The organism is Pseudarthrobacter sp. ATCC 49987 (assembly GCF_009928425.1).
Taxonomy (GTDB): Bacteria; Actinomycetota; Actinomycetes; order Actinomycetales; family Micrococcaceae; genus Arthrobacter.
The window spans coordinates 334,736-358,120 of sequence record NZ_JAABNS010000001.1 but is presented as its reverse complement, the minus strand read 5'-3'; the positions used below and the strand labels follow the sequence as shown (position 1 = coordinate 358,120).

Annotated in this window: 26 protein-coding genes and 1 pseudogene; 13 read left to right on the top strand and 14 right to left on the bottom strand. The window is 67.4% G+C overall.

Translation table 11 applies throughout. From position 1 onward, the window contains the following. The first annotated feature begins 27 nt into the window (after positions 1–27). Genes GXK59_RS01710 through GXK59_RS01695 form a run of 4 tightly spaced genes read left to right on the top strand, consistent with a single transcriptional unit; the run spans position 28 to position 3,544 of the window. On the top strand, positions 28–468 hold the full coding sequence (locus GXK59_RS01710; protein WP_160663858.1) for a VOC family protein: 441 nt from the start codon (positions 28–30) through the stop codon (positions 466–468). A gap of 21 nt (positions 469–489) precedes the next feature. Further along, positions 490–1,455, top strand: a complete 966-nt coding sequence (locus GXK59_RS01705) for a 1,4-dihydroxy-2-naphthoyl-CoA synthase (protein WP_160663856.1) — start codon at positions 490–492, stop codon at positions 1,453–1,455. Between the two features lie 18 nt (positions 1,456–1,473). Continuing rightward, positions 1,474–2,613, top strand: a complete 1,140-nt coding sequence (locus GXK59_RS01700) for an AMP-binding protein (protein WP_160668932.1) — start codon at positions 1,474–1,476, stop codon at positions 2,611–2,613. Between the two features lie 49 nt (positions 2,614–2,662). After that, positions 2,663–3,544, top strand: a complete 882-nt coding sequence (locus tag GXK59_RS01695; RefSeq protein ID WP_160663854.1) for a 1,4-dihydroxy-2-naphthoate polyprenyltransferase — start codon at positions 2,663–2,665, stop codon at positions 3,542–3,544. Positions 3,545–3,592: 48 nt separating this feature from the next. On the opposite strand, the gene GXK59_RS01690 is transcribed toward GXK59_RS01695, so the two are convergent. Further along, the gene (locus GXK59_RS01690) at positions 3,593–3,901 is read right to left on the bottom strand and encodes a DUF4229 domain-containing protein (protein ID WP_160663852.1); all 309 of its coding nucleotides are present in this window, start codon (positions 3,899–3,901) and stop codon (positions 3,593–3,595) included. Between the two features lie 106 nt (positions 3,902–4,007). Here GXK59_RS01690 and GXK59_RS01685 point away from each other — a divergent pair, with 106 nt between their 5' ends. Together GXK59_RS01685 and GXK59_RS01680 are read left to right on the top strand one after the other, a co-directional pair. Continuing rightward, positions 4,008–4,427 (top strand): PLD nuclease N-terminal domain-containing protein, encoded by a 420-nt coding sequence (locus tag GXK59_RS01685; protein ID WP_160663850.1) that lies wholly within the window; start codon positions 4,008–4,010, stop codon positions 4,425–4,427. A gap of 165 nt (positions 4,428–4,592) precedes the next feature. Then, a complete protein-coding gene (locus GXK59_RS01680; protein WP_237393743.1) occupies positions 4,593–5,570 on the top strand; it encodes a hypothetical protein in 978 nt (325 codons plus the stop codon). Positions 5,571–5,809: 239 nt separating this feature from the next. Here the strand turns inward: GXK59_RS01680 and ccsB are convergent, their stop codons facing one another. The 5 genes from ccsB to GXK59_RS01655 all read right to left on the bottom strand — a co-directional run bounded on the left by ccsB (position 5,810) and on the right by GXK59_RS01655 (position 10,926). Then, on the bottom strand, positions 5,810–6,919 hold the full coding sequence (gene ccsB / locus GXK59_RS01675; protein WP_160663848.1) for a c-type cytochrome biogenesis protein CcsB: 1,110 nt from the start codon (positions 6,917–6,919) through the stop codon (positions 5,810–5,812). Further along, complete coding sequence (gene resB / locus GXK59_RS01670) at positions 6,919–8,604, bottom strand: cytochrome c biogenesis protein ResB (RefSeq protein ID WP_160668930.1); 1,686 nt, start codon at positions 8,602–8,604, stop codon at positions 6,919–6,921. The genes ccsB and resB overlap by 1 nt, the downstream gene beginning before the upstream one ends. 260 nt (positions 8,605–8,864) lie before the next feature. Next, entirely contained in the window at positions 8,865–9,620 is a 756-nt protein-coding gene (locus GXK59_RS01665) for a cytochrome c biogenesis CcdA family protein (protein WP_160663846.1), read from the bottom strand. Between the two features lie 17 nt (positions 9,621–9,637). Next, positions 9,638–10,258, bottom strand: coding sequence for a TlpA family protein disulfide reductase (locus GXK59_RS01660; protein ID WP_160663844.1), 621 nt, complete (start codon positions 10,256–10,258; stop codon positions 9,638–9,640). A 2-nt stretch (positions 10,259–10,260) separates the two neighbouring features. Next, positions 10,261–10,926 carry a histidine phosphatase family protein gene (locus GXK59_RS01655; protein WP_160663842.1) on the bottom strand — a complete coding sequence of 222 codons (666 nt, stop codon included), beginning with the start codon at positions 10,924–10,926 and terminating at the stop codon, positions 10,261–10,263. Positions 10,927–11,136: 210 nt separating this feature from the next. Here GXK59_RS01655 and GXK59_RS01650 point away from each other — a divergent pair, with 210 nt between their 5' ends. The 3 genes from GXK59_RS01650 to GXK59_RS01640 all read left to right on the top strand — a co-directional run bounded on the left by GXK59_RS01650 (position 11,137) and on the right by GXK59_RS01640 (position 13,632). Beyond that, a complete protein-coding gene (locus GXK59_RS01650; RefSeq protein ID WP_160663840.1) occupies positions 11,137–11,685 on the top strand; it encodes a YceI family protein in 549 nt (182 codons plus the stop codon). A 253-nt stretch (positions 11,686–11,938) separates the two neighbouring features. Next, a complete protein-coding gene (locus GXK59_RS20555) occupies positions 11,939–12,613 on the top strand; it encodes a hypothetical protein (protein ID WP_237393742.1) in 675 nt (224 codons plus the stop codon). A gap of 212 nt (positions 12,614–12,825) precedes the next feature. Beyond that, entirely contained in the window at positions 12,826–13,632 is an 807-nt protein-coding gene (locus tag GXK59_RS01640; protein WP_160663838.1) for a hypothetical protein, read from the top strand. A 65-nt stretch (positions 13,633–13,697) separates the two neighbouring features. On the opposite strand, the gene GXK59_RS01635 is transcribed toward GXK59_RS01640, so the two are convergent. Then, positions 13,698–14,393, bottom strand: a complete 696-nt coding sequence (locus GXK59_RS01635; protein WP_160663837.1) for a redox-sensing transcriptional repressor Rex — start codon at positions 14,391–14,393, stop codon at positions 13,698–13,700. Between the two features lie 90 nt (positions 14,394–14,483). Further along, complete coding sequence (locus tag GXK59_RS01630) at positions 14,484–14,744, bottom strand: glutaredoxin family protein (protein ID WP_160663835.1); 261 nt, start codon at positions 14,742–14,744, stop codon at positions 14,484–14,486. Between the two features lie 168 nt (positions 14,745–14,912). Here GXK59_RS01630 and GXK59_RS01625 point away from each other — a divergent pair, with 168 nt between their 5' ends. Beyond that, positions 14,913–15,731, top strand: coding sequence for an HAD family hydrolase (locus GXK59_RS01625; protein ID WP_160663833.1), 819 nt, complete (start codon positions 14,913–14,915; stop codon positions 15,729–15,731). A 188-nt stretch (positions 15,732–15,919) separates the two neighbouring features. Next, positions 15,920–16,036: pseudogene (locus GXK59_RS20550) on the top strand (HAD-IB family hydrolase); the annotation flags it as partial. A gap of 269 nt (positions 16,037–16,305) precedes the next feature. Here GXK59_RS20550 and GXK59_RS01620 read toward each other — a convergent pair. From GXK59_RS01620 to GXK59_RS01605, 4 genes are all read right to left on the bottom strand, one after another. Continuing rightward, positions 16,306–16,404 (bottom strand): 30S ribosomal protein bS22, encoded by a 99-nt coding sequence (locus GXK59_RS01620; RefSeq protein ID WP_003792170.1) that lies wholly within the window; start codon positions 16,402–16,404, stop codon positions 16,306–16,308. Positions 16,405–16,603: 199 nt separating this feature from the next. Beyond that, on the bottom strand, positions 16,604–16,816 hold the full coding sequence (locus tag GXK59_RS01615; protein WP_024365616.1) for a helix-turn-helix domain-containing protein: 213 nt from the start codon (positions 16,814–16,816) through the stop codon (positions 16,604–16,606). 189 nt (positions 16,817–17,005) lie between these two features. Beyond that, positions 17,006–18,118 carry a 3-deoxy-7-phosphoheptulonate synthase gene (locus GXK59_RS01610; RefSeq protein WP_160663831.1) on the bottom strand — a complete coding sequence of 371 codons (1,113 nt, stop codon included), beginning with the start codon at positions 18,116–18,118 and terminating at the stop codon, positions 17,006–17,008. Between the two features lie 282 nt (positions 18,119–18,400). Beyond that, positions 18,401–19,090, bottom strand: coding sequence for a FadR/GntR family transcriptional regulator (locus GXK59_RS01605; RefSeq protein ID WP_160663829.1), 690 nt, complete (start codon positions 19,088–19,090; stop codon positions 18,401–18,403). 137 nt (positions 19,091–19,227) lie between these two features. Between GXK59_RS01605 and GXK59_RS01600 the strand changes: the two genes are divergently transcribed. Then, positions 19,228–20,556: an alpha-hydroxy acid oxidase gene (locus tag GXK59_RS01600; RefSeq protein WP_272927699.1), complete on the top strand. Its 1,329-nt coding sequence runs from the start codon at positions 19,228–19,230 to the stop codon at positions 20,554–20,556. A 97-nt stretch (positions 20,557–20,653) separates the two neighbouring features. On the opposite strand, the gene gdhA is transcribed toward GXK59_RS01600, so the two are convergent. Next, positions 20,654–21,991 (bottom strand): NADP-specific glutamate dehydrogenase, encoded by a 1,338-nt coding sequence (gene gdhA, locus GXK59_RS01595; RefSeq protein ID WP_160663827.1) that lies wholly within the window; start codon positions 21,989–21,991, stop codon positions 20,654–20,656. Between the two features lie 141 nt (positions 21,992–22,132). Continuing rightward, on the bottom strand, positions 22,133–22,705 hold the full coding sequence (locus GXK59_RS01590; RefSeq protein WP_160663825.1) for an ArsR/SmtB family transcription factor: 573 nt from the start codon (positions 22,703–22,705) through the stop codon (positions 22,133–22,135). A gap of 161 nt (positions 22,706–22,866) precedes the next feature. On the opposite strand from GXK59_RS01590, the gene GXK59_RS01585 reads away from it, so the two are divergent. Beyond that, a complete protein-coding gene (locus GXK59_RS01585; protein WP_160663823.1) occupies positions 22,867–23,376 on the top strand; it encodes a hypothetical protein in 510 nt (169 codons plus the stop codon). Positions 23,377–23,385: the final 9 nt, after the last annotated feature.

Below are 23,385 nucleotides of genomic sequence, written 5' to 3'. Positions count from 1 at the left end.
CGGGCGCCGACGTCGTAGTTTCTATCCATGACACTGAACATCCAGATCGCCGTCGACTGCCGGAACCCGCATGAACTCGCCGACTGGTGGGCAGAAACCCTCGAGTGGGCCGTCGAGCCGCAGGACGAGGCCTTCATCCGCTCCATGATCGAGCAGGGCTTCGCCACGGATGCGCAAACCAAGCTCCACCACGGCAAACTCGTCTGGAGTACCGGCGCCGCGATCCGGCCGCCCGAGGAACTCGAGGCCAAATCGCCCGCCCGCCGCATTCTCTTCCAGACGGTCCCGGAAGAAAAAACCGTCAAAAACCGGGTCCATTGGGACGTGAGGCTCGCCGGCGCCGACAAGGACAAGGTGCGCACCGCACTCGAAGCCCGCGGCGCCACCTTCCTCTGGACCGCCAGCGAGGGGCCCCATTCCTGGCACACCATGGCGGACCCGGAAGGCAACGAGTTCTGCATCAGCTGAGGCGATTACTAGACTCGGACTGTGAGCAACGAAATCCCCGCCAAGGTATCCGACGTCTTTGACCCCACCCGCTGGCGCACAGTGACCGGCTTCGACGACTTCCAGGACATGACCTACCACCGGCAGGTGGAGCGTTCCGACGACGGCACCGTGGTCCGCGACCTGCCGACGGTCCGCATCGCCTTCGACCGGCCCGAGGTGCGGAACGCCTTCCGCCCCGGCACCGTGGACGAGCTGTACCGTGCCATGGACCACGCCCGGATGAGCCCGGACGTGGCCACCGTGCTGCTCACCGGCAACGGCCCCTCCCCCAAAGACGGCGGCCACTCCTTCTGCTCCGGCGGGGACCAGCGGATCCGCGGCCGTGACGGGTACAGGTACGTAGTACAAGACACTGTCGGGGAGACGAAGGAGACGATCGATCCGGCACGCGCCGGACGGCTGCACATCCTTGAGGTCCAGCGGCTCATGCGCACCATGCCCAAGGTGGTCATCGCCGTCGTGAACGGCTGGGCGGCAGGCGGCGGGCACTCCCTGCACGTCGTCTCCGACCTGACCATCGCCTCCCGCGAGCACGGCAAGTTCAAACAGACCGACGCCACGGTGGGCAGCTTCGACGCCGGCTACGGCTCAGCGCTGCTGGCCCGCCAGATCGGCCAGAAGGCCGCCCGCGAAATCTTCTTCCTGGCCCGCGAATACTCCGCCGAGGACATGGTCCGGATGGGCGCGGTGAACGAGGCCGTGGACCATGCGCGGCTCGAGGACGTGGCGCTGGAGTACGCCGCCGACATCGCCCGGCAGTCCCCGCAGGCCATCCGGATGCTCAAGTTCGCCTTCAACCTGGCCGACGACGGACTGGCTGGCCAGCAGGTCTTCGCCGGCGAAGCCACCCGTCTGGCCTACATGACCGACGAGGCCGTGGAGGGCAAGGAAGCGTTCCTCGAGAAGCGCGATCCGGACTGGTCCAGCTTCCCGTACTACTTCTAGGGCGATCACGTGACTGCTGTGAACATCGAGCCCGCCCTAACCGCGCTGGCCGCTGTCCTCCGCGGTGAGGGCCCCGCCGTCGAGCTCTCCGCCGGGCCGGACGGTTCCCCGGTGCTGGCCTTCCCCGAAACGCCCGGCATCGAGGACGCCGCCGTCGTGGTGCGGACCTCCGGCTCCACCGGCACGCCCAAAGCGACCGTGCTGACCCTCGACGCGCTGGCGGCCTCCTCGATGGCCACCGCGCTGGCGCTCAGGGGCGAGGGCCAGTGGCTGCTGGCCCTGCCCGTGCAGTACGTGGCCGGCGTCCAGGTTCTGGTCCGCTCGCTGTTCGCCGGCACCCGCCCGTGGGCGATGGACCTCAGCGGCGGCTTCACTCCGGAGGCCTTCACCGCCGCGGCGCTCGAACTGACGGACAAGATCCGTTTCACGTCGCTCGTACCCACCCAGCTGCAGCGGCTGCTGGACTCGCCCTCGGCGGAGACCCTGGCCGTGCTCCGGCGCTTCAACGGGATCCTGCTCGGCGGCGGCCCGGTACAGCCGGGGCTGCTCGCCGCGGCCCGTCACGCCGGGGTACGGGTCGTGACCACCTACGGCTCGGCGGAGACCTGCGGCGGCTGCGTGTACGACGGCGTCCCGCTCGACGGCGTCGAGGTCCGGGTGGCGGACGACGGACGCATCCTGCTCGGCGGGGCCACCATCGCCGCCGGCTACCTTGATGCCCCGGAACTCAGCGCGGCGGCATTCGTGGAGGACGACGGCATCCGCTGGTACCGGACCAACGATCTCGGCGAGCTCGACGCCGACGGGAAGCTGACCGTTTTGGGCCGGGCGGACGACGTCGTCATCACCGGCGGCGTCAAGGTCTCCGCGGCGCACGTGCAGGCCGAGCTGGAGAAGCTCGACGGCGTGCTGGCCGCCTTCGTCGCCGGCGTTCCCTCCGCCGAGTGGGGACAGGCCCTCGCCGCGTACGTCGCGGTGGCGGACAGCAGCCCGCGGGGCCTCCGGAACTTCACCGCGGGCGCTGCCTGGGCCGCCGCATTGGGCCCGCTGGCGCCGAAGACCGTGCTGGCCGCCAGCGAACTGCTGATGCTGCCGAACGGAAAACCGGACCGCCTTGCCATGACGGTTCGGCTCTCCGGGCTGCATCAGGGAAAATAGATAAGCCGGGCACTCCCGGTGCCGCCAAACCAACACGAGGTACTGAAACGTGGCTACAGCCGCTCAATGGATCCAAGGCGCCCGACTGCGCACCCTGCCGGCCGCGATCGCGCCTGTCCTGATCGGCACCGCGGCCGCGTACGAGATGGACGCCTTCCGTCCCCTCAACGCCGTGCTGGCCGCGATGGTGGCCCTGCTGCTGCAGATTGGCGTGAACTACGCCAACGACTATTCGGACGGCATCCGGGGCACCGATGAGGACCGGGTGGGTCCGCTCCGGCTGGTCGGCTCCCGCGCCGCGAAACCCGAGCACGTAAAGTACGCCGCGTTCGCCGCGTTCGGGCTCGCGATGGTGTTCGGCCTGACCCTGGTCATCCTCTCGCAGACCTGGTGGTTGATCCTGGTGGGCCTGGGCTGCGTCCTGGCGGCCTGGGGCTACACGGGCGGGAAGAATCCCTACGGCTATCTCGGCCTGGGCGACCTGTTCGTCTTTGTGTTCTTCGGTCTGGTCGCTACCCTCGGTACGACCTACACGCAGGCCGGCCAGATCAGCCTCGCGGCCATCATCGGCGCGATCGGCACCGGCCTCATCGCCTGTGCCCTGCTCATGGCCAACAACGTCCGCGACATCCCCACCGACCGGAAGGCCGGAAAGAAGACCCTGGCTGTGCGGCTGGGCGACAAGCATGCCCGGGAAAGCTACGTGCTGATGCTCGCCGTCGCCATCCTGCTGCCCATTGTCCTGGCGCCGTCCCGGCCGTGGATGCTGATCGTGCTGCTGCTGATCCCGGCCAGCCTGATGCCGTCCTGGCTGATGATCGCCGGCCGGCGCCGCAAGAGCCTGATTCCGGTGCTCAAACAGACCGGTCTGATCAACCTCGGCTATGCGGTGCTGTTCTCGCTGGGACTCGTGCTGAGCCACGGCTTCTAGGGTCCTGGTCCCGTTAGGGCCTCTCCCGGTCCCGTTGGGGGCAGGGGGCTAGGAGTCCTTCGGGCGCGTGTCCGTGTGCACGGTGATGTCCGGGTGCGCGTCGACCAGGCGGTCTTCGGCGTCGGCGTCGTCCACTTCCCCGGCACTGCGCAGAGGCTTGGCCTTGCCCGAGAACCGCTGGTGGAGCGAGGCCGCGGCGGCGTCGCGCTGCTTCTGGAAGAAGAGGAAGCTGATCGCGAACGCCATCATGCCCGCGCAGAGGACGGCAAGCAGCCATCCGAGCTCGAGGTAGACGAACAGTGCGAACAGAGGCACAAAGAGCGCCAGCCGGATCAGGGAGTATTTCAGGAAATCCACACTCCAAGTTTAGCCGCCGGCGGCCGCCCCGCCCCACCAGGCCGGATCAAGCCAGCTGTGGGGACAAGGAGGCGCCGGGAACTCCCCCGACGGCTAAACTGAAGGCATGCTCCTCCGTGTAGTGGTTGCCGTCGCAGTACTCGTTGTCTTTGTCTATGGACTCATCGACGTGATCCGCACTGATGCCCGCCAGACCAAGGGCATTTCGAAGCCTGCCTGGATCGTGGTGCAGATCGTCCTTCCGGTAATTGGAGCCATCCTGTGGTTCCTCATTGGCCGCCCCCGCGGAACCGCCCCAGCGCGCGCCACGTACAGCCACACCATCGCGCCCGACGACGACCCGGACTTCCTGCGCAACCTCGAACTCCGCCGCCGCAACCAGGCCGAGGCCGACCGGCTCAAGAAGCTCAAGGCAGAGCTGGACGCCAAGGAGCGCACCATCGACGACGGCAAGGGCACACACGGATCCGGGTCCGGCGAGGCCCGCGGCAGTGGCGACGCGCAGGGTACCGACGAGGTCAAGTAGTCCAGCCTGCCCTTGCACGGCCGCATGCCCCACCCCGGGGCTCTCCCGGCGTCCCTTCCGCGCACTGTAGCGTCCCACTCACCTTCCTGTCGGTCACAAGACCCACTTCTCCTCCACTCTGTGGATAACCTCGGAGCCCGCTGCTGACGGACGCAGAATGCTTGTATGCGACCTCCCAGCGAGCTTCCCCCGCAGCTTCGAAACCAGCCTTTCACCGTGGCCCAGGCCCGCGCTGCCGGGCTGAGCCGATGTCGGACCCGGGCTCAGGATCTCATCAACCCCTGCCACGGAGTGCGCACAGCGGCCACCACGCAGGACACTTCGCTGGAACGATTGCGCGCCCTGGCTGTTGTGACCGGCGGCGTCGTGAGCCACCTGTCTGCAGCAGTGCTTTGGGGCTTCCCCCTGCCGCCTTCGCTGGGGAACCTGACTGTCATCCACCTGACGGGTGGTCCAGGAAAACGGGCCGTGCGGTACAAGTATGTCGTCGGCCATCAGCAGTCACTCCAACCGGACGAGATCGTGACCGGCGTCTGGGTGAGCTGCACTTCCCCCCTGCGGACGTGGTTCGACCTCGCCGGGACATTGGGCCTGGATGATCTGGTGATGGCCGGCGACTTCCTGCTGCGCCGAAGGAATCCGCTGACAACGGTCGATGCATTGGACACCTTTCTCGCCGGGAAACGGGGAAGGGCTGGCTACCGGCGCGCCATGCGTGCCCGGGGCCTGATGCGCGCCAACACGGACTCCCCCAAAGAGACCGAGCTCCGGCTGCTGCTGGTTCGCCATGGCCTGCCGGAGCCCGGGGTCAACGTCCCGATCTTCGACGGGTACGGATGCTGGATCCAGGACCCAGACTTGTCCTATGAGCAGGAAAGGATCGCGATCCAGTACGACGGGGCGCATCACGCGGATCCGGCGCAGCGTCGCAGCGACATCTTCCGAGATGAAAGCGCCAGAGATGCCGGGTGGCGCGTTGTCGTGTTGACACAGCGGGACCTGGACCCGGTCGCACCCGGCATGGAACCGACTGCAGTGACCCGGGTACGGAGTGCGCTGACGGAGCGCGGCTGGACCCCGGCACCGGGCCCGAGCCCACGGCGTAGCGCCCGCGTGGAACCACTTGACGGGAATGGCCGCTAATAGTGGCGTCTTAGCGGCCACTTGTGGTGAATGGGCGCTGAACGGGGTGGCATAACGGCCGTTCGTGGCAACTCGATGAAGTGTGGTGGGCCCGCGCAGCCCTGAAAAGAACGCCGGGTCGGGCCTACCCTGGCATCCGGGCGAAGCTCCCCCGGCACCGGGATACCCATCCGACGCAAATGGCCGCTAAGCGGGTTGCTTAGCGGCCACTTGTGGCGAATCGACGGAGGTGGTGCGGGCTACAGCCCCGAGTAGGAGTGCAGGCCGTTGAAGAACTGGTTCACGATGGTGAAGTTGAACACCACGCAGAGGTAGCCGACGATCGACAGCCAGGCCGCGCGGGTGCCGGTCCAGCCCCGGGTGGCGCGGGCGTGCAGGTATCCGGCGTAGACAACCCAGATCACGAAGGTCCAGACTTCCTTGGTGTCCCAGCCCCAGAACCGGCCCCAGGCTTTCTCGGCCCAGATGGCGCCGAACATGAGCGTGAAGGTCCAGCCGACGAACGCGATGGCGTTGATCCGGTAGGAAAGGTTTTCGAGGCTCAGCGCGGACGGCACCAGGCGCATGAAGCCCAGCTTGTCCCCGCCGCCGGCAGCGATGGTCTTCTGCCGGTGCGACTGGACCAGCTGCAGCGCGGACATCGCGAAGGTCAGGGTGAACAGTGCGGAGGATATCACGGCGATGGAGACGTGGATGATGAGCCAGTAGCTCTGCAGTGCGGGAACGAGGTGTCCCACCGGCGTCCAGTAGGCCACCGAGGCAGCCACCAGCATGATGATCGCCAGGCCCACTACGAAGGTGCCCAGGAAGCGCAGGTCGCGGCGGATGAGGACCAGCAGGAAAACGGCCACGGCCACAAATGCGCCGGTGGTGAGGAACTCGTACATGTTGCCCCACGGCACGCGGCCCGCGCCGAGGGCCCGGGTAATGACACCGGCCGCGTGGATGGCGACACCCAGCACCGTCAGGGCAACGGCCACCCGGGCGGGCGTCCGGCGCTCGGCGGAGTAGCGCATGGCGCCGTCGGCGGTCTGGCCGATGCCGGCCGCGTTGCCGCCGACAGCCCCCGCGACGGACGACGTCGGGCGCTCGGCCCGGCCGATCGGTCCGGCAACGTCGGACTCGGCCCGGTCAACAGCCCCGCTGGAGGCCCCGACGCCGGCAGCGACCGGAACCCGGGCGGCCGCGGCACCCGACAGCTCGGCCGCCTTCAGGTCCACCGCGCGCAGCGTTTTGCTGCTCTTGGCCAGGTCCCACGCGAAGGCGATAAAAGCCACCGTGTAAGTGCCGGCCGCGAGAAGCATGAACAACTCGCTGTACTGGCCCATGGTTTCGTTGATGGGGAACATTACTGATCCTTCTTTGACTCGGAAGAGCCTGCTGTGGACTGGATGAAGTCTGCTGCGGGGTGGTCCGGGGAGGCCTGCTCAGCACCGGCACCGGGCAGCATGGTATCCGCCCGGTCATTATCCGCCCTCCCGCTGGGAGCCGACTGGGAGCCGTCGTCGAGATCCCAGGCGGCGGTGAGCAGTTTGCGGATCGCGGTCGCCTCGCCGGCAAGCCGGTGGTCCTCGCCGCGGGCCAGGAGGCCGTATTCGACCATGGTGCGGCCGTCCTCGTGGGACCCGGTCCGGACCCAGACGCGGCGGCGGTTCACGTACAGCGAGGTGACCAGGCCGGCTACCGCCAGGAGCGCGAAGATCAGGGCGTAGAGCTGGCCCGGGTTGTGGTGGATATCGACGCCGACATAGCGCTTCACGCCGTCGAAGCTGATGGTCCCCTTGCCGTCCGGCAGGGTATGGGTGGCCCCCGGCGTCAGGACAATGCCCTTGGTGTCGAGGTTCCTGGCGTTGAGCGGGGTCAGCTTCTTGACGTCGAGTTCGAAGACGTTCTGCGGGGCTCCGTCGTCCAGGCCGAGGTCCCCGTAATAGGAGTTCAGGGTCAGCTGCGGGTTGAACAACTCGGGATCGCCGCTGAAGGAGACGCCCTCATCGGTGACGAAGGCCGTAGGCAGGAAGAAGCCGGCGAAGGCGAGCTGCTCCGGCTTGGCGTCCGGGACCTTGATGACCACGGAGGAGTAGTAGTTGTCGCCCTGGAGCTTGGCCACCACCGGGCCCTGCATGGCGATGTTCCCGGCGCCGTCGCGGACGGTCACGACGGGGGCGTAGCCGTTGCCCGTGAGGTACATGCTGGTGCCGCCCAGGGTGAGCGGGTCGTTGACTTTCAGCACCTCCTTTTTGGCCGGGGCGTCCGGGGTTTCCTTCGTGGTGACATCGGCCTTGAAGTCGATGGGCTGGCCGAACTTGCCCTTGGACTCCCGGTCAAAGGTGATCTGGAACTTGTCCAGCTGGACCGAGTAAGGCTGCAGCTGGCTGCTCTGGAAGTTGGTGCCCGGGGTGAACTGGTCGTAGCCGACAAGCGTGTTCACGAAGGTGTCGCCCTCCACCAGGATCCGCTGCCCGCTGTAGCCGAACAGGCCGCCAACCGCCACCGAGACCAGCACACCGATCAGCGAGGTGTGGAAGAGGAGATTGCCGACCTCGCGCAGGAAGCCGCGCTCGGCGCCCACCGACGGCCGGGCACCGTCGCGGTCGCGGACGTCGACGCGGTAGCCGCGCTTCTTCAGCAGCCCGGCGGCATCCGTAATGGCGCGCGACGCCGGGATCCCGGCGTCGGCGGGAATCACCAGCGTGCCGTATTCGGGCAGCCGCGACAGCCGTGCGGGCGTCCGCGGCGGCTGGGACCGCATGGCCTTGTAGTGCGCGATGGCGCGCGGGACCACACAGCCGATCAGCGAGATGAACAGCAGGATGTAGATCGCGGAGAACCACGCCGAGGAGTACACATCGTAGAGCTGGAGCGAGTCGAGGATCTTGCCGTAGTCCGGGTGGTCCTTGATGTACTGCGTGACGATCGAAGGGTTGGCGGGCCGCTGCGGGAAGAGCGAGCCGGGTACCGCGGCCACTGCCAGCATCAGCAGCAGGAACAGCGCGGTGCGCATGCTGGTCAGCTGGGTCCAGGCCCAGCGGAGCATGCCCAACGGGCCAAGCGTGGGAAGGACAGCTTCAGCCTTTGCGGCGGGGACAGGGCGGGCGGCGCCGGACCTGCCGCCCGGCTTGCCGGCCTTGCTGCCCGGCTTGCCGGCCTTGCTGCCCGGCTTGCCGGACTTGCGGGACTTGCCGCCCGGCGTGCCCGGTTGGGCCGGCTTGCCGGGGTCGGTGCCGCCAGGGTCGGTGCCGCCAGGGGTGGTGCCGGGGGCCGGGGACTTCTTCTCTACGTTCACTCGCTCGCTCATCAGATCGGCAATTTCACATCGGTTTGGAACCAGTACTGCAACTCGGAAACCCAGGTTCCCCACACGCCGGTGGCCATCAGCAGTCCAAGCCCCACCAGGATTCCGCCGCCAATGCGCTGGATGGCGAGGCGGTGCTTGCGGAAGAAGGACATCACGCCGATGCCCCGGCGTACAGCCAGGGCGATCAGCAGGAAGGGAATGCCAAGGCCAAGGCTATAGACAAACGCCAGGAACGCCCCCTTGGCCGCCGAGGATCCGCCAGAGAGGCTCAACAGCTGGACCGCGGAATAGGTCGGGCCGATGCAGGGTGCCCAGCCGAGGCCAAAGGTGATGCCGAGCAACGGCGCGCCCCACAGCCCGGCGGGCGGCTTCGACTGGATCTTGGCGTCGCGCTGGAGCCAGCCGAAGCCACCCATGAACACCACACCCATGATGATCACGAGGATGCCCAGCACCTGGGTGATCCAGGCGTTCTGCGAGCCGGTGATCAGCGTCCCCAGTTGCCCGAATGCCCCGCCCAGCAACACAAAGATGACCGAGAAGCCCAGGACAAAGAGCCCGATCCCGGCCAGCATGCGGCCGCGCTTCTGCTTCTCGAGGTCGACGCCGGTCAGTCCCGTGACGTAGCCCAGGTACCCCGGGACGAGGGGAAGGACGCACGGCGAAAGGAAGGAGACAAAGCCGGCGAGCAATGCCACGGGGATGGCAAGCAGCAGCGAACCGCTCAGGATGGCTTCGGCGAAGGGGCTGTTCACGGTGGCTGGCCTGTCCGTTACTCGGCCACAGCAGCGGCGATGAGGGACTTGAGGGTGCCCTTCTGGATCTCGCCGAGGACACGGGACGCCACGCGGCCCTGCTTGTCGAGCACGAGGGTGGTGGGCACGGCCCCCGGCGGAACCAGGCCGGACACGGCCAGCAGCACGGCGCCGTCCTTGTCATTGAAGCTTGGGTAGGTCAGGTTGAACGTCTTGTCGAATGCTTCTGCGGTGGCCTTCTCGTCCCGGAGATTGACCCCGAAGAACTGCACACCCTGGCTCTTGAACTCCTGGTGCAGCTCCTCCAGCGAGGGCGCCTCCACCCGGCACGGCGCGCAGGCCGCGAACCAGAAGTTGAGTACGGTCACCTGGCCCTGGAAAGCCTCGGCAGTCACCGCGGTGCCGTCGAAGAGCGTGCCCTTGATGGCAATGGGGCTCTTGCGGTCCGCCACGGCGAATTCCGTCACCGAACCGTCGCCGGCCACATAGTTCTTGTTGTCGCCGGCCCTGGCCTGCTGGGCCAGGGCATCCTCCTGGGCGCAGCCGGAGAGACCCAGTACGACGGCGAGCGCCGCACCGCCCGCGGTCAGGACGCTGCGGCGTGAGACGGGTGACGCGTTTTCCTTGTTTCTGGTCATGCTCAAGCTCCGGGGGTGCTGGAGGCACCGGGAAGAAGGGCGGCTGCGGGCTCGCTGTACTCGACCCGCAGGAGGGTTCCGTCGTCGTCGAAGACCAGGGAGGTGACCGAGGTGAGGGTGCATTCGCGTTTGCGCGGATCATGCCACAGCGGCTTGCCCTCGGCGCTGAGCCGGGTGGCCCAGATGGGCAGCTGATGGCTCACAAGGATGGCCTCCGCGCCCTCGCCGCCGAGTTCGACGGCCCGCAGCCGGGCGTCCTGAACCGCGGCGATGACCCGGGCGGCCTGGTCCTTGTAGGGCTCACCCCAGGAGGGCCGGAACGGGTTGCGCAGCATGGGCCAGTGCTTCGGCTTGAGGATCTCGGCCTTGTCGACGTGGAGGCCCTCGAAGTAATTGGCGGCCTCGATGATCCGGTCCTCGGTGGTGACCTCGAGGTGGAGCGCCTCGGAGATGGGCTGCGCCGTCTCCTGCGCGCGGGTCAGCGGCGAGGCGGCGAGGTGGACGATCTTCGCTCCCTGCGCGGACCGGGCGCTGAAGTGCTCCGCCAGCGTCCGGGCCATCTCCCGGCCGAGCTCGGACAAGTGGAATTCGGGCAGCCTGCCGTACAGGACGCCATCGGGATTGTAGACCTCGCCGTGGCGGAGCAAATGGACAGTGGCTTGGGGCATGTGTACCAGTTTCTCAAAGGGCAGGGTAATGACGAAATCTTCTACAGGAAGTAGAACTCAAGAGTTTTCAGAAATGTTCCCCGGAGTTGGAATAAAAGATGCAAATGCATGTTTATACTGGGTGAAGCAGTTGGTTGAGACTTCAACAAATGAGGCTTCAACTGACGATCAGACCCACCGCACGACCCACCCGACTCAAGGAGCAACACCATGGCACTTCCCGCCAACGTCACCACCGGCACCTGGACCCTCGACAACTCCCACAGTGAGATTGCCTTCACCGTCCGCCACGCGGGCATCAGCAAGGTCCGCGGCCAGTTCAAGGATGCAGAAGCCACCCTGGACCTCGCCGAGAACGTCGCGGACTCGAAGGTCAACGCCACGATCAAGACCGCGAGCTTCGACTCCGGCGACGCCAACCGCGACGGCCATGTCCGCGGCGAAGACTTCTTCGACGTCGAGAAGTTCCCGGAAATCTCCTTCGTTTCCAACAGCATCGTCCCCAAGGGTGACGCGTACGAGCTCCAGGGCGAGCTCACCATCAAGGGCGTTACCCGTCCGGTGGCCCTCGAAACCGAGTTCAACGGCGTTGCCGTCGACCCGTTCGGCATGACCCGCGCAGGCCTCTCCGCTGAGACCACTATCAGCCGCAAGGACTTCGGCCTGACCTGGAACGCAGTCCTCGAAGCCGGCGGCGTGCTCGTCAGCGACAAGGTTGCCGTCAACCTCGAACTGGCCTTCATCGCCCCCGCAGCCTAGTCTGCAACGCTTGGCCGGGCCGGTCCCCAGGACCGGCCCGGCCGGCGGCTTCCGGCGCCGGGCACCCCGTTCCGTCCGTGTGACGGAGCGGGGTCTTGCGTTTAACCGGGAGCTGCTGCCGCCACGGCAAATGCGTCTTCAGCAGAGCCCTGCAGGGCCGCGTCCAGGCGCGGGCCCGGGGCCACCCCGACATGCCCCGCAACATGCTCAAATTCCCTCGATACCGGCACATTCGCGGTCTACAGTGAGAGCCATGAGCAACCCTAATGAGGTACCTCCACCGCATCAGCCGGGTGCCCAGCCCCCGCAGGCGGGCAATGTTCCACCGGCAGGTTACGAGCCGCCGCCAGTCACGCCCCTGCCCGGCTACCAGTTGCCGGGCTATCAGGCCCCGCCGCCGGGATACCAGCCGCCCGGCCATCAGGCACCCCAGCCCGGCGGATTCCGCTTTGAGCTGCCCACGGACCGGCCGCAAAACTTCAACGACGTGATGCCCCGCGGCGGATTCGCCGGCATGTTCACGGTCACCTGGCTGCCGACCGAGCTGAAAGTGTCCTACTGGATCTGGCTCATCGGCGGGCTGCTGGGTTTGCTCGGCGGAGTGATCGGCCTCTTTGGGTCGTTCGTGCTCCTGGCCGTCGTTCCGGGCCTGGGGTTCGTGGTGCTCCTGCTGGTGCTGGTGGCACTGGCCCTTGCGGCGGCTCAGGTCATCCTGGCCATGAAGATGAAGGAGGGCCGCGAGTGGGCCCGCTTCGCCCTCACAATAGTTGCCGGCATTTCCCTGCTGCTTGCCGTCCTCAACACCAGCGCGGCGGAAGGCCGGGGCGGAGGCAGCTGGCCGAGCTTCATCGTCAGCCTGGCGGCCGCCGCACTGATGTGGATGCCCAACTCCCAGGCGTGGTTCGCCTCGCTCCGGGGCCGCAGCTGATCCGCGCCCGCCCCGCGCCGGATCTAAGTTCAACCTGGGCCTGACCTGCGCTTGTGCAGCATCAGGCACCCGCCCCTTGTTCGCCGAGAATACTCCTGCGGAATGATCCGCGCGCGCGCCGGCCCGCGGTACGGTGGGAGTAAACCATGCTGGGGGCAGGGCAGGAATCTGTTTCCGGTATCCGAACCAGACCGCCACGCAAAGGAACGCCCATGAGCATCCCGCCAGTCCCGCCGTCGAACCCGGACTCCCCCGAGCCGGGCGCACAGCCCGCACCCCGTTACGGCCAGAACGCACCCCAGTACGGCGAGCAGCCGCCCTCCGCACCGCAGTACGGCCAGCAGCCGCCGGGAGCACCGCAGTACGGCCAGCCCCCGTCCGCGCCGCCGTACGGGCAGCAGGCTCCGCAGTACGGCCAGAACGCCCCGCAGTACGGGCAGCAGGCCCCCCAGCCTCCGCAGTACGGCCAGAACCCGCCGCAGTACAACCAGCCCGCCTACGGCCAATCCCCCTATGCCCAGTACCCCTATGCCCAGTACCCCTCGGGGCAGCCGCAGGCCACGCCCGGCATGCCCAAACTGGTGAACACGGCCTTTTGGCTCATCGTTGCGTCCGGCGCGGTATGGGTCATCTCGCTGCTGCTGGCGATCGGAACGCTGGATTCCCCCGCCATGCGGGACATGTTCGAACAGCAGATGGCCGCGAGCGGTGCTGAAATACGGTTCGAGGACCTCAGGGGTGCCCTCGTCGGGAGCATCGTCGTGTTCGCTGTGATCAGCGCCGGACTCTACGCCCTCGTTGCCTTGAACGTGCGCAAAGGCAAGAACTGGGCACGGATCCTGGGCACGGTCTTCGCCGCCCTGTCCATCTTCAGCCTCTACCCGCTGAGCCTCGGCACGCTGGCAGTTCTCCTCGGCATCGCCGGCATTGTGATGCTGTACCTGCCGGCAACGTCGCCGTACTTCAGCAAGCAGCAGCCGTTCGCCAACCCGTACGGACAGCCGGGCCGACCGTACTAACGGTCGACACCAAGTAGCCAGGCACCGGCGCAGAGGGCGCGGGAGCCGGACGGGCTGACTGAAAGCTAGTCAGCATCCTCCGGGTCCTGCGCCCTTTGTGCGTGATAGGCGAGGATCTGGAGTTCGGTGGCCATATCCACCTTGCGCAGGTTGACCCCGGGCGGCACCTGCAGCATCACCGGGGCAAAACTGAGGATGCTCCGCACGCCGGCGGCAATCACCCGGTCGCAGACGTCCTGCGCCACGGCAGCCGGCAGGGCGAGTACCACCATGTTGGCGCCCGTCCGCTGCAGCACCGGTTCCAGGTCGGCAGCATCGCTGACACGCAACCAGCCCACCTCGCTCCCGACCACCATCTGGTCGGCATCGAAAATTGCGACAATGTCGAAGCCCCGGGATTCGAAGCCGCCGTACCGGGCCAGCGCCTTGCCCAGGTTGCCGGCACCGACGATCGCGACCTTCCAGTCGTGCGTCAGGCCCAACGCCGCGGCGATGTGCCGGCTGAGGTACTGCACTTCGTAGCCGACACCACGGGTCCCGTAGGAGCCCACATAGGAAAGGTCTTTGCGGAGAGTCGAGGAGCTGACGCCCGAGGCCTCGGCCAGGGATTCGGACGAGACCCGATCAACACCCTCGGCGAGCAGGGTGGTCAGGGCGCGCAGATAGATGGTCAGCCGGGACACGGCCGCGGGCGGAATCTGCTTGGCGGCAGTCCCGGATCCCCCCGGCATCGCGTCGGGGGATGAGTCCAGCGAAGTCACTATCTGCTCCATTGAGTCGCGTTGTGACTTCCACTCTAGGGCCCCCGCAGTTCGCCGGACAAAGCAGTCGCCTCCAACAGCCCCGGCCGGTCAGCCCTGCCGGCCCAGCGCCCGCCGTAACGTCCGCTCCAGCCGGGCTTCGTCGATCTTCCAAAAGTCCCGCTGGACGCCATCCACCAGCACCACGGGAATCTCCTCGGCGAAGCGTTCCCGCAGTTCGACGTCGTTGTCCACCGGTTGCTCCCGCCAGCCGATCCCGAGGTTCTTTGTGACGCGGTCGACGGCGTCGCGCGCCGCCGAGCAGAGGTGGCAGTCAGCTTTGGTGATGAGGACGATGTCGGGGCTGGGCATGGTTCCACGGTAGCCCGGCGGCCCGTCCGGCGTCGACGCGCCGCAGCATCCGGGCGCCGCCGCGGCCCGGGGGACGGGACTGGCTCCGGCGTCGACGCGCCGCAGCATCCGGGCGCCGCCGCGGCCCGGGGGGACGGGACTGGCTCCGGCGTTGACTAGACTCGTGGCATGTCCGAAGAGAAGTACGCCGCTGTGGTCACAGATCCTGTTGCAGCACCGCAGCACGGCGAAGCCGCGTTCTTCGACGTCGACAACACCCTCATGCGCGGGGCCAGCCTATTCCACGTGGCCCGCAAGATGCACCAGCGCGGGGCCTTCACGATTCCACAGGCGGCGGGGTTCGCCTGGAAGCAACTGATGTTCGTGCTCCGCGGGGAGAACATGGACGATGTCCACGCTGTCCGCGACACCGCCCTGGCGCTCGCCTCCGGTATCACCGTTGAGGACATCGAGGCCCTCGGCGAAGAAGTCTATGACGAAATGATTGAATCCCGGATCTGGCCGGGGGCCAAGGCGCTGGCCGAGCAGCACCTCCGGGTGGGCCGTAAGGTCTGGCTCGTGACCGCCACGCCGATCGAGGTGGCCTCGGTGATCTCCACGAGGCTGGGCCTCACCGGCGCCCTCGGCACGGTGGGCGAAATAATGGATGGTTCCTACACCGGACGGCTGGTCGGCGAGATCCTGCACGGCCCCGCCAAGGCCGTGGCGGTCACCGCCGTGGCCGAGGCCGAGGGACTGGACCTGGCGCGGTGCTGGGCGTATAGCGATTCGCACAACGACATCCCGCTGCTGAGCATGGTGGGACATCCCGTGGCCATCAACCCCGACTCCCGGCTCCGCCGCCACGCCCGTGATCACAACTGGCCGGTCTACGATTTCCGTTCCGGACGCCGCGCGGCAACCCTGGGCCTCAAGGCCGCCACCGTCGGAGGGGCGATCTACGGCCTCTGGCGGGGCTTCTCCCGCTTCCGCGGCCCCACGGTCTGACCCGCACCCCAGCGCGCCTGCCTCTTTCCGCTACGCGTTCAGCCGGGCGCTACGCTTCCTGCCAAGCGCTACGCGGATCCGCGTAGCGCCGGCCCAAACGCGAGTCGACTGTCCGAAAGCGCGTCGCCCGCCTCAGCTCTCCGCCGTCGGCCTTCCGAAGCTGGTGCGGCGCCCGTGATCACAACTGACCGGTCTACGATTTCCGTTCCGGACGCCGCGCGGCAATCCTGGGCCTCAAGGCCGCCACGGTCGGAGGGGCGATCGACGGCCTCTATCGAGGCTTCTCCCGCTTCCGCGGCCCACGGTCTAACCCGCCCCCAGCCAGCCTGCCCGGCCAGCCTCTTTCCGCTGCGCTTTCGGCCGGGCGCTACGCTTCCTGCCAAGCGCTACGCGGATCCGCGTAGCGCCGGCGCAAACGCGAGTCGACGGTCCGAAAGCGCGTGGCCCGTCCGAAGGAGCGTCGCCCGCCGGAATGCGCGTCACTCGCCCGCACGCGCGTCCGCACCCGCCGCGAAGCCAAAGAAAATGCCCGCTGCCTGGAAGGCAACGGGCATTCACATGATGTGAAGTATCTCTACTTCTTATTGCGACGCTGGTGGCGCGTCTTGCGAAGCAGCTTGCGGTGCTTCTTCTTGGCCATACGCTTGCGACGCTTCTTAATAACTGAACCCACGAAAGTTCCTTACCGGCTAGATGCAGTACCTGCCTGTTGGAAAGGGTCCGCGGGCTAAGCAGCAGACTGTACAACTGACAGGTTCTTACAATGACGTAAAACGTTCCTTAACAGGGTACCGCCTAACGGGGGCACACCACGACCGCAGGCCGCGCTGGGCGCCTGCAGGTTGTTATTCCGGCGTACAAGACGCGAAGAATCAGGCTGTTTCCGTGTGCCCGTCGACTACAGCACCCTTGAGGTACTGCTCGACGGCGGTTTCCGGCACCCGGTAGGAGCGCCCGAAACGGACAGCCGGCATCTCGCCGGAATGAACAAGACGATACACGGTCATTTTGGACACGCGCATCACATCCGCGACCTCAGCCACGGTCAAGAAGCGCGCATTGGAGAAGTTAGCCTCCGAAGACATTTCCCTATTCCTTTACTCAAGCGAACGGCAGCCCCATCTGAACGACATGGCGGTGTGCCGATGCTGAGCCATCAAACAACCATGTGATAGATACTCTAGGGGCTGATGGTGCCAATGTGAAAGAGCTACGCGGGAATCTCCGGGCCTCCCGGCAGGATTTCCTCCGGCTCCGCCTGACCGCCGGGGCTCTTAGCCGCGGGTACGGCGAACGCGCGCGGAGGCCGCAAGCTGCGCCAGGACCGATGCCGTGACATCCCAGTCCATGCAGGCATCCGTCACGCTCTGGCCGTAGACGAGCTCGTCCGATCCGGCGGCGTGCTCGACGACATCGAGGTTTTGCGCCCCGCCAACGAGGAAGCTCTCCAGCATGACGCCGGCGATGGCTCCCGCCGAGCTGCCGCCCCCCTCGAGTTGGGCGCCGATTTCGAAGGCGACTTCAGCCTGCCGGTGGTGGTTCTTGCCACTGTTGGCGTGGCTCGCATCAACGATCAGCCGCGGGTTGAGCTGCTTGGCGGCGAGCTTGGCGGTGGTGGCCTCGATGTCGGGGGCGGAGTAGTTGGGTCCTTTGCGGCCGCCGCGGAGGATGATGTGCGTGTCAGGGTTGCCTGCGGTGGAGACCAGGGCGGCCCGGCCCTCGCCGTCGATCCCCAGGAACGCCTGGGCTGCCCCGGCGGCGCTGCACGCGTCGAGCGCGACCTGCAGGTCGCCGTCGGTCCCGTTCTTGAACCCGATCGGCATGGACAGGCCCGACGCCAGCTGGCGGTGGATCTGGCTTTCGGTGGTGCGGGCACCGATGGCGCCCCAGGAGACAAGGTCCGCCATGTACTGCGGGCTGATGGGTTCCAGGAACTCGGTGCCGGCGGGCAGGCCCAGCGCGGTGACCTGCTGCAGGAAGCGGCGCGAGGCACGCAGCCCGGCAGCGATGTCGTGGCTGCCATCAAGCCGGGGATCGTTGATCAGGCCTTTCCAGCCCACCGTGGTGCGTGGCTTTTCGAAGTAGGCCCGCATCACGATCAGCAGGTCTTCCTTGTGCTTTTCGGCCTGGCTGACCAGCCGGCGGGCGTACTCGAGGCCGGCCTTGGGATCGTGGATGGAGCAGGGGCCCACAATGACGAGCAAGCGGTCATCGACCCCGTCCATGATGACGCGGACCTCGTCCCGGCCCCGGGCCACGACGTCGGCCAGGCCGGCGTCCAGCGGCAGCTCCGCGGCGATGTCCTGCGGGGTCGGCAGCGGGGTGAACTCGCTGACGCGCAGGTTAGAGGTGGACTGCTGGGATTCGGGGGCTGCTTCGATGCTCATGTGCGGGTCCTGTTCCGGGGTGCGGAGCGGGCCCTGATCAGAACCCGCCGTGAAATGGCGAAGGGCAGAGAATGATCTCTGCCCTGTTGGCTCTGAAGGAAGGTTGGATGCGTGTCAGTTAGACGCGGGCCCCTCCAGAGCCAACGAAAAATACGCATACCAACGGTTAGTCATAGCTCGACGATAGCCCGCGGACCGCAGCCGCGGCAAAATCCGGGACGTAACAATCCGGCTCTGGGCGACGGATCAGCTGAAGTATTAGCCGGGTGACCAGGTGTAGGATCAGGCCCCGGACCCCACGCCGGCCTCCGCGTAGTAGCCCTCGATGTGGTCGGCAACGAGTTGCGCCGCGCGGCCGCCGTCGCCGCTGGTGATGGCCGCCAGGATGTCCCGGTGTTCGGTACGGAGCCGCGCCGCCGTGGCGTCCCAGTCGGGGAGGTTTCCGGTCAGCCGGCCGGCATAGTCCTGGATGGCTTCGCGCAGTGAGCCCATCATGGCGCTGACCACGGCGTTGCCCGCGGCACCCGCCAGCGCCAGGTGGAACCGCACATCCAGGGCCAGGAACTTCTCCGTCTCGGCGCAGGTGTCCATGTGCTCCAGCAGCCGGGCCGCCTCGGCGAGCGCCGGCGACTCCGGGCTTGCCCGGGAAGCGGCCCAGGATTCCAGCAGCACGCGCGTCTCCACGATGTCCTTGACGGGCAGGTGCGAGGTGGCGACGTGCAGCCGAAGCGCTGAGCCCAGCGCCGCGGTCGGGTCGGCGATGACGACGGTCCCCGCCTCCGGGCCCGAGCCCACCCCCGCCCGGAGCACTCCCATGGCCTCAAGGACCCGAATGGCCTCGCGCACGGACGTCCGGGAGACCTGGAGCTGCTCGGCGAGAGTCCGCTCGGCCGGGAGCCGTCCACCCAGGGCAAGCTGGCCGCTGGAGAGCTGGCCCTCGATCCACTGCAGGACAAGCTGGTGGGTACGCATGGTCCAATCCTACTTGATGTGGTTGGACCACACGCCTACACTGTGGTTGGACCACACTCCCCGGTGGCTGAGCTTTAGGTTGCAGCCCGGCGGGGATCCCGACATCCAGGAACACGAGACCCTGCCCGGAGGCAGCAATGACGCAGACAATCGAGCCCGGCAACCCCGAGTCGCCCACCCAGCCAGAAGACACCGGCGCGGGCACCCGCCCCGCCGCGGCCACCCCGGGGATCATTCCCGCAGCCCTCAAGCGCCGCGTCCCCAAGTACTCGGACCTCGCCCCGCTGATGCAGTTCAAAAAGCCCGAATTCAGCCGGGCCGCCAGGCTGCGCCAGGCCAGCACCATCTGGGACCTCCGGGACATGGCAAAGCGCCGCACACCGCAGGCACCGTTCGACTACACCGACGGCGCAGCCGAAGCCGAGATCACGCTGCGACGCGCCCGCCAGGCCTTCCTGGACATCGAGTTCCGCCCCGGCATCCTGCGCGATGTCTCCCGGGTGGACCTCGGCACGCAGATCCTGGGCAAGCCCTCCCGGCTGCCGGTGGGCATCGCGCCCACGGGCTTCACCCGGATGATGCAGTCCGAGGGCGAATACGCCGGCTCCCAGGCCGCTGCGGCCGCCGGCATCCCGTACACGCTTTCCACGATGGGCACGGCCTCCATCGAGGACGTGGCCGCTGCCGCCCCGGACGGCCGGAACTGGTTCCAGCTCTACCTGTGGACGGACCGGGACCGCTCGCTGGAGCTGATCGAGCGCGCGGCCAAGGCAGGCAACGACACCCTCATGGTCACCGTGGACACCGCCGTCGCCGGGGCCAGGCTCCGCGACGTCCGCAACGGCATGACCATCCCGCCGGCCCTGACGCTCAAGACCGTCCTGGACGCCTCCTACCGGCCGGCGTGGTGGTTCAACTTCCTCACCCACGAGCCACTGACCTTCGCCTCGCTCTCGCGCTACACCGGAACCGTGGCGGACCTGATCAACTCCATGTTTGACCCGACGCTCACGTTCGAGGACCTCGACTGGCTGCGGGACACGTGGAAAGGCAAGCTCGTCGTCAAGGGCATCCAGACCGTCGAGGACGCCCGCAAAGTGGTCGACCACGGCGCCGACGGTGTGGTGCTGTCCAACCACGGCGGACGCCAGCTGGACCGCGCCCCGATTCCGTTCCACCTGCTCCCGGAGGTCTCGGCGGCGCTCAAGGCGGACAACAGCGACGCGGCCATCATCCTGGACACCGGCATCATGGGCGGCGCGGACATCATCGCGGCCCTGGCCCTGGGCGCCGACTTCACGCTGATCGGCCGCGCCTACCTCTACGGGCTGATGGCCGGCGGACGGGCCGGCGTGGACCGGGCCATCGAGATCCTGGAAAAGGACATGCTCCGCACCATGGCCCTGCTGGGCGTCAGCCGGATCTCGGAGCTGACGCCGGACCACGTGCGGCTGCTCAAGAAGTAGCCCGCAGGTCCGCGAGTTGGCAGTCCGGGGCAATGTTCGTCCGGAACTTTGCCGCGAACTGCCGACTCGGCTCGGCGCGCGGCGCGGAAGTCCAGTCCTAGATGAGCCCCTGGGCGAGCATCGCGTCGGCCACCTTCACGAAGCCGCCGATGTTCGCGCCCAGCACATAGTTCCCCGGGTCCCCGTACTCGGCCGCCGTCGCGGCGCAGCGGTCGTGGATGCCGACCATGATCTCGGTGAGCCGTTCCTCGGTGTGCGCGAAGGACCAGGAATCGCGGCTGGCGTTCTGCTGCATCTCCAGCGCCGACGTGGCCACGCCGCCCGCGTTTGCGGCCTTGCCCGGCCCGAAGAGGATGCCGGAGTCCTGGAACACCGCGACGGCGTCCCGGGTCGAGGGCATGTTGGCTCCCTCCCCCACCGCCAGCAGTCCGTTGCGGACCAGCCTGGCGGCAGCGTCGCCGTCGAGCTCGTTCTGCGTGGCACACGGCAGCGCAACGGTCGCGTCGAGGTCCCACACGGAGCCGCCGTCGACGTACGTGACGTTCGAACGCCGGGCCTCGTAGTCCTTGAGCCGTCCGCGCTCGACCTCCTTGATCTGGCGCAGCAGCTCGACGTCGATTCCGGCCTCATCCACGATGTAGCCGGAGGAATCGGAGCAGGCCACCACCGTGGCGCCGAGCCCCTGGGCCTTGGCGATGGCGTTGATGGCGACGTTGCCGGAGCCGGAGACCACCACGCGCTGACCCTCGAAGGACTGGCCGCGGGTCTTGAGCATTTCCTGGGTGAAGATCACGGTGCCGTAGCCGGTGGCTTCGGGCCGCACCAGCGAGCCGCCCCACGAGATGCCCTTGCCGGTGAGGACCCCGGATTCGTAGCGGTTGGTGATCCGCTTGTACTGCCCGAAGAGGTAGCCGATTTCGCGGCCGCCGACCCCGATGTCCCCGGCCGGGACGTCCGTGTACTCGCCGATGTGGCGGTACAGCTCCGTCATGAAGGACTGGCAGAAGCGCATGATCTCGCCGTCCGAGCGTCCGCGGGGGTCGAAGTCGGAGCCGCCCTTGCCGCCGCCGATCGGCATGCCGGTGAGGGCATTCTTGAAGATCTGCTCGAAGCCGAGGAACTTCACGATGCCCAGGTTCACCGAAGGGTGGAAACGCAGGCCGCCCTTGAAAGGCCCCAGCGCCGAGTTGAACTCCACCCGGAAGCCGCGGTTGATCTGGAAGCGGCCGGCGTCGTCGACCCACGGGACCCGGAAGATGATCTGCCGTTCGGGCTCGCAGAGCCGTTCGAGGACGGCGCCTTCCAGGAACTCCGGGTGGCGGTCGTGCACCGGTCCGAGGCTTTCGAAGACCTCGGTGACTGCCTGGTGGAACTCCCCTTCGCCGGGATTCCGTGCCAGTACCGTGTCCCGGATCGTTTCAAGCCGTGCGTCCATTGCAACTCCTCAACCTTGGCGCCACTCATCGGGCGCAGCAAACAAGCCTTTCCATGGTTGCACCGGGCGGGGCGGGATTTCTATTCGAGAGCCGGTGGGCGCCACCGTATGACGGGAACAGGCGCTCGGGCCGGGGCGTCGCTACTTCTTGCGGCCGAACTTCGGCAGGCTGGCCAGGAGATCAGCGGCCCGGGTCGCGGCGCGGCCGACGGTACGGCCGATCTGCTGTGGCATCTTGTCCTCGCCTGCCGTGCCGACCGGGAGGACGACGGCGGGGCTCAGCGGGCTGCCGGCAGGCCGGCCGGCGAGCACCGCGGCAGGCTGCGACGCCGGGACCGCAGGCGCCGTGGCATCCGACGAGTTCGCGGTGGCCGCTGCGGCCAGCGTGTCCGGGACGGGCTGGAGCCGGGGTTCGGCCGTCTGCGCCGGTGAAGGTTCGGCTGTCGCGGCACCGCCGACGTCGAACGTCTCCAGCCAGTTGATGATCCCGGCCAGCGGCTTGGGGTTGAGCGTGTAGTAGCGCTTCTGGCCCTGGGCCCGCATGCTCACCAGGTCCGCTTCGCGGAGCACTTTCAGATGCTTGGAAATGGTGGGCTGGCTGGCCTCGAGCTCCTGGACCAGCTCCCCCACTGCTTTGTCCCCCTTGCGGAGGGATACCAGAATGTCACGCCGGGTTGCCTCAGCAATGACGGCAAATACGTCGTCTGTCACCATGCCCTCCACACTAGCGACATATACGCCGGATGGCATCCACTAATTGCGGCCCTGACTGTATGCGCCGGGCATTGCCCCGTGCCCGGCGCGGTGCTAGAACGGGACCCACCGCCTGCCCGGCGGGGGGGCCGCAGCCTGCCGACGCAGAGGAGTGCACAACCATGGGCGACATCTTCCGGAAACAGCTGTTCAACATCATCGCTGCCGTGTTCCTGGCCCTCTTCGTGATCGTCTGGGGCAACGTGCTGATCCAGGTCTGGGTGTTCATCCCGGAGATCCCGGGCACGCCGCCCAAGCTGAACGGCGCCGTCGTTTGTGCCGCCGGGGCGCTGTCCACGTCGCTGAGCTCGCTGACGGCCTCCGCGCTCGGCTTCACCATGGCCGAGGTGCGCCGGGAGGAACAGGCCGGCGGCGGGGGGTCCGCCGGACAGGCCAGCGAAGGCATCTTCGACGCCGGCGGGATCACCACAAAACTGTCCGGCCGGGTCATCACGGCCTTGATGGTGTATCTCGTGATCGGGATGCTGGTACTCGGTGTGTGGCTCGTTAAGGGCACCGCGTCCACCGACTTGATCGGGGCGTTCTCGCTCTCGCTGCTGGGCTGGATCATCGGCGCGGCGGGGGTCGTGTTCCAGACCGAAAAGCCCGGTCCCCAGCCGTCCGCAGGTTAGCCGCAACGG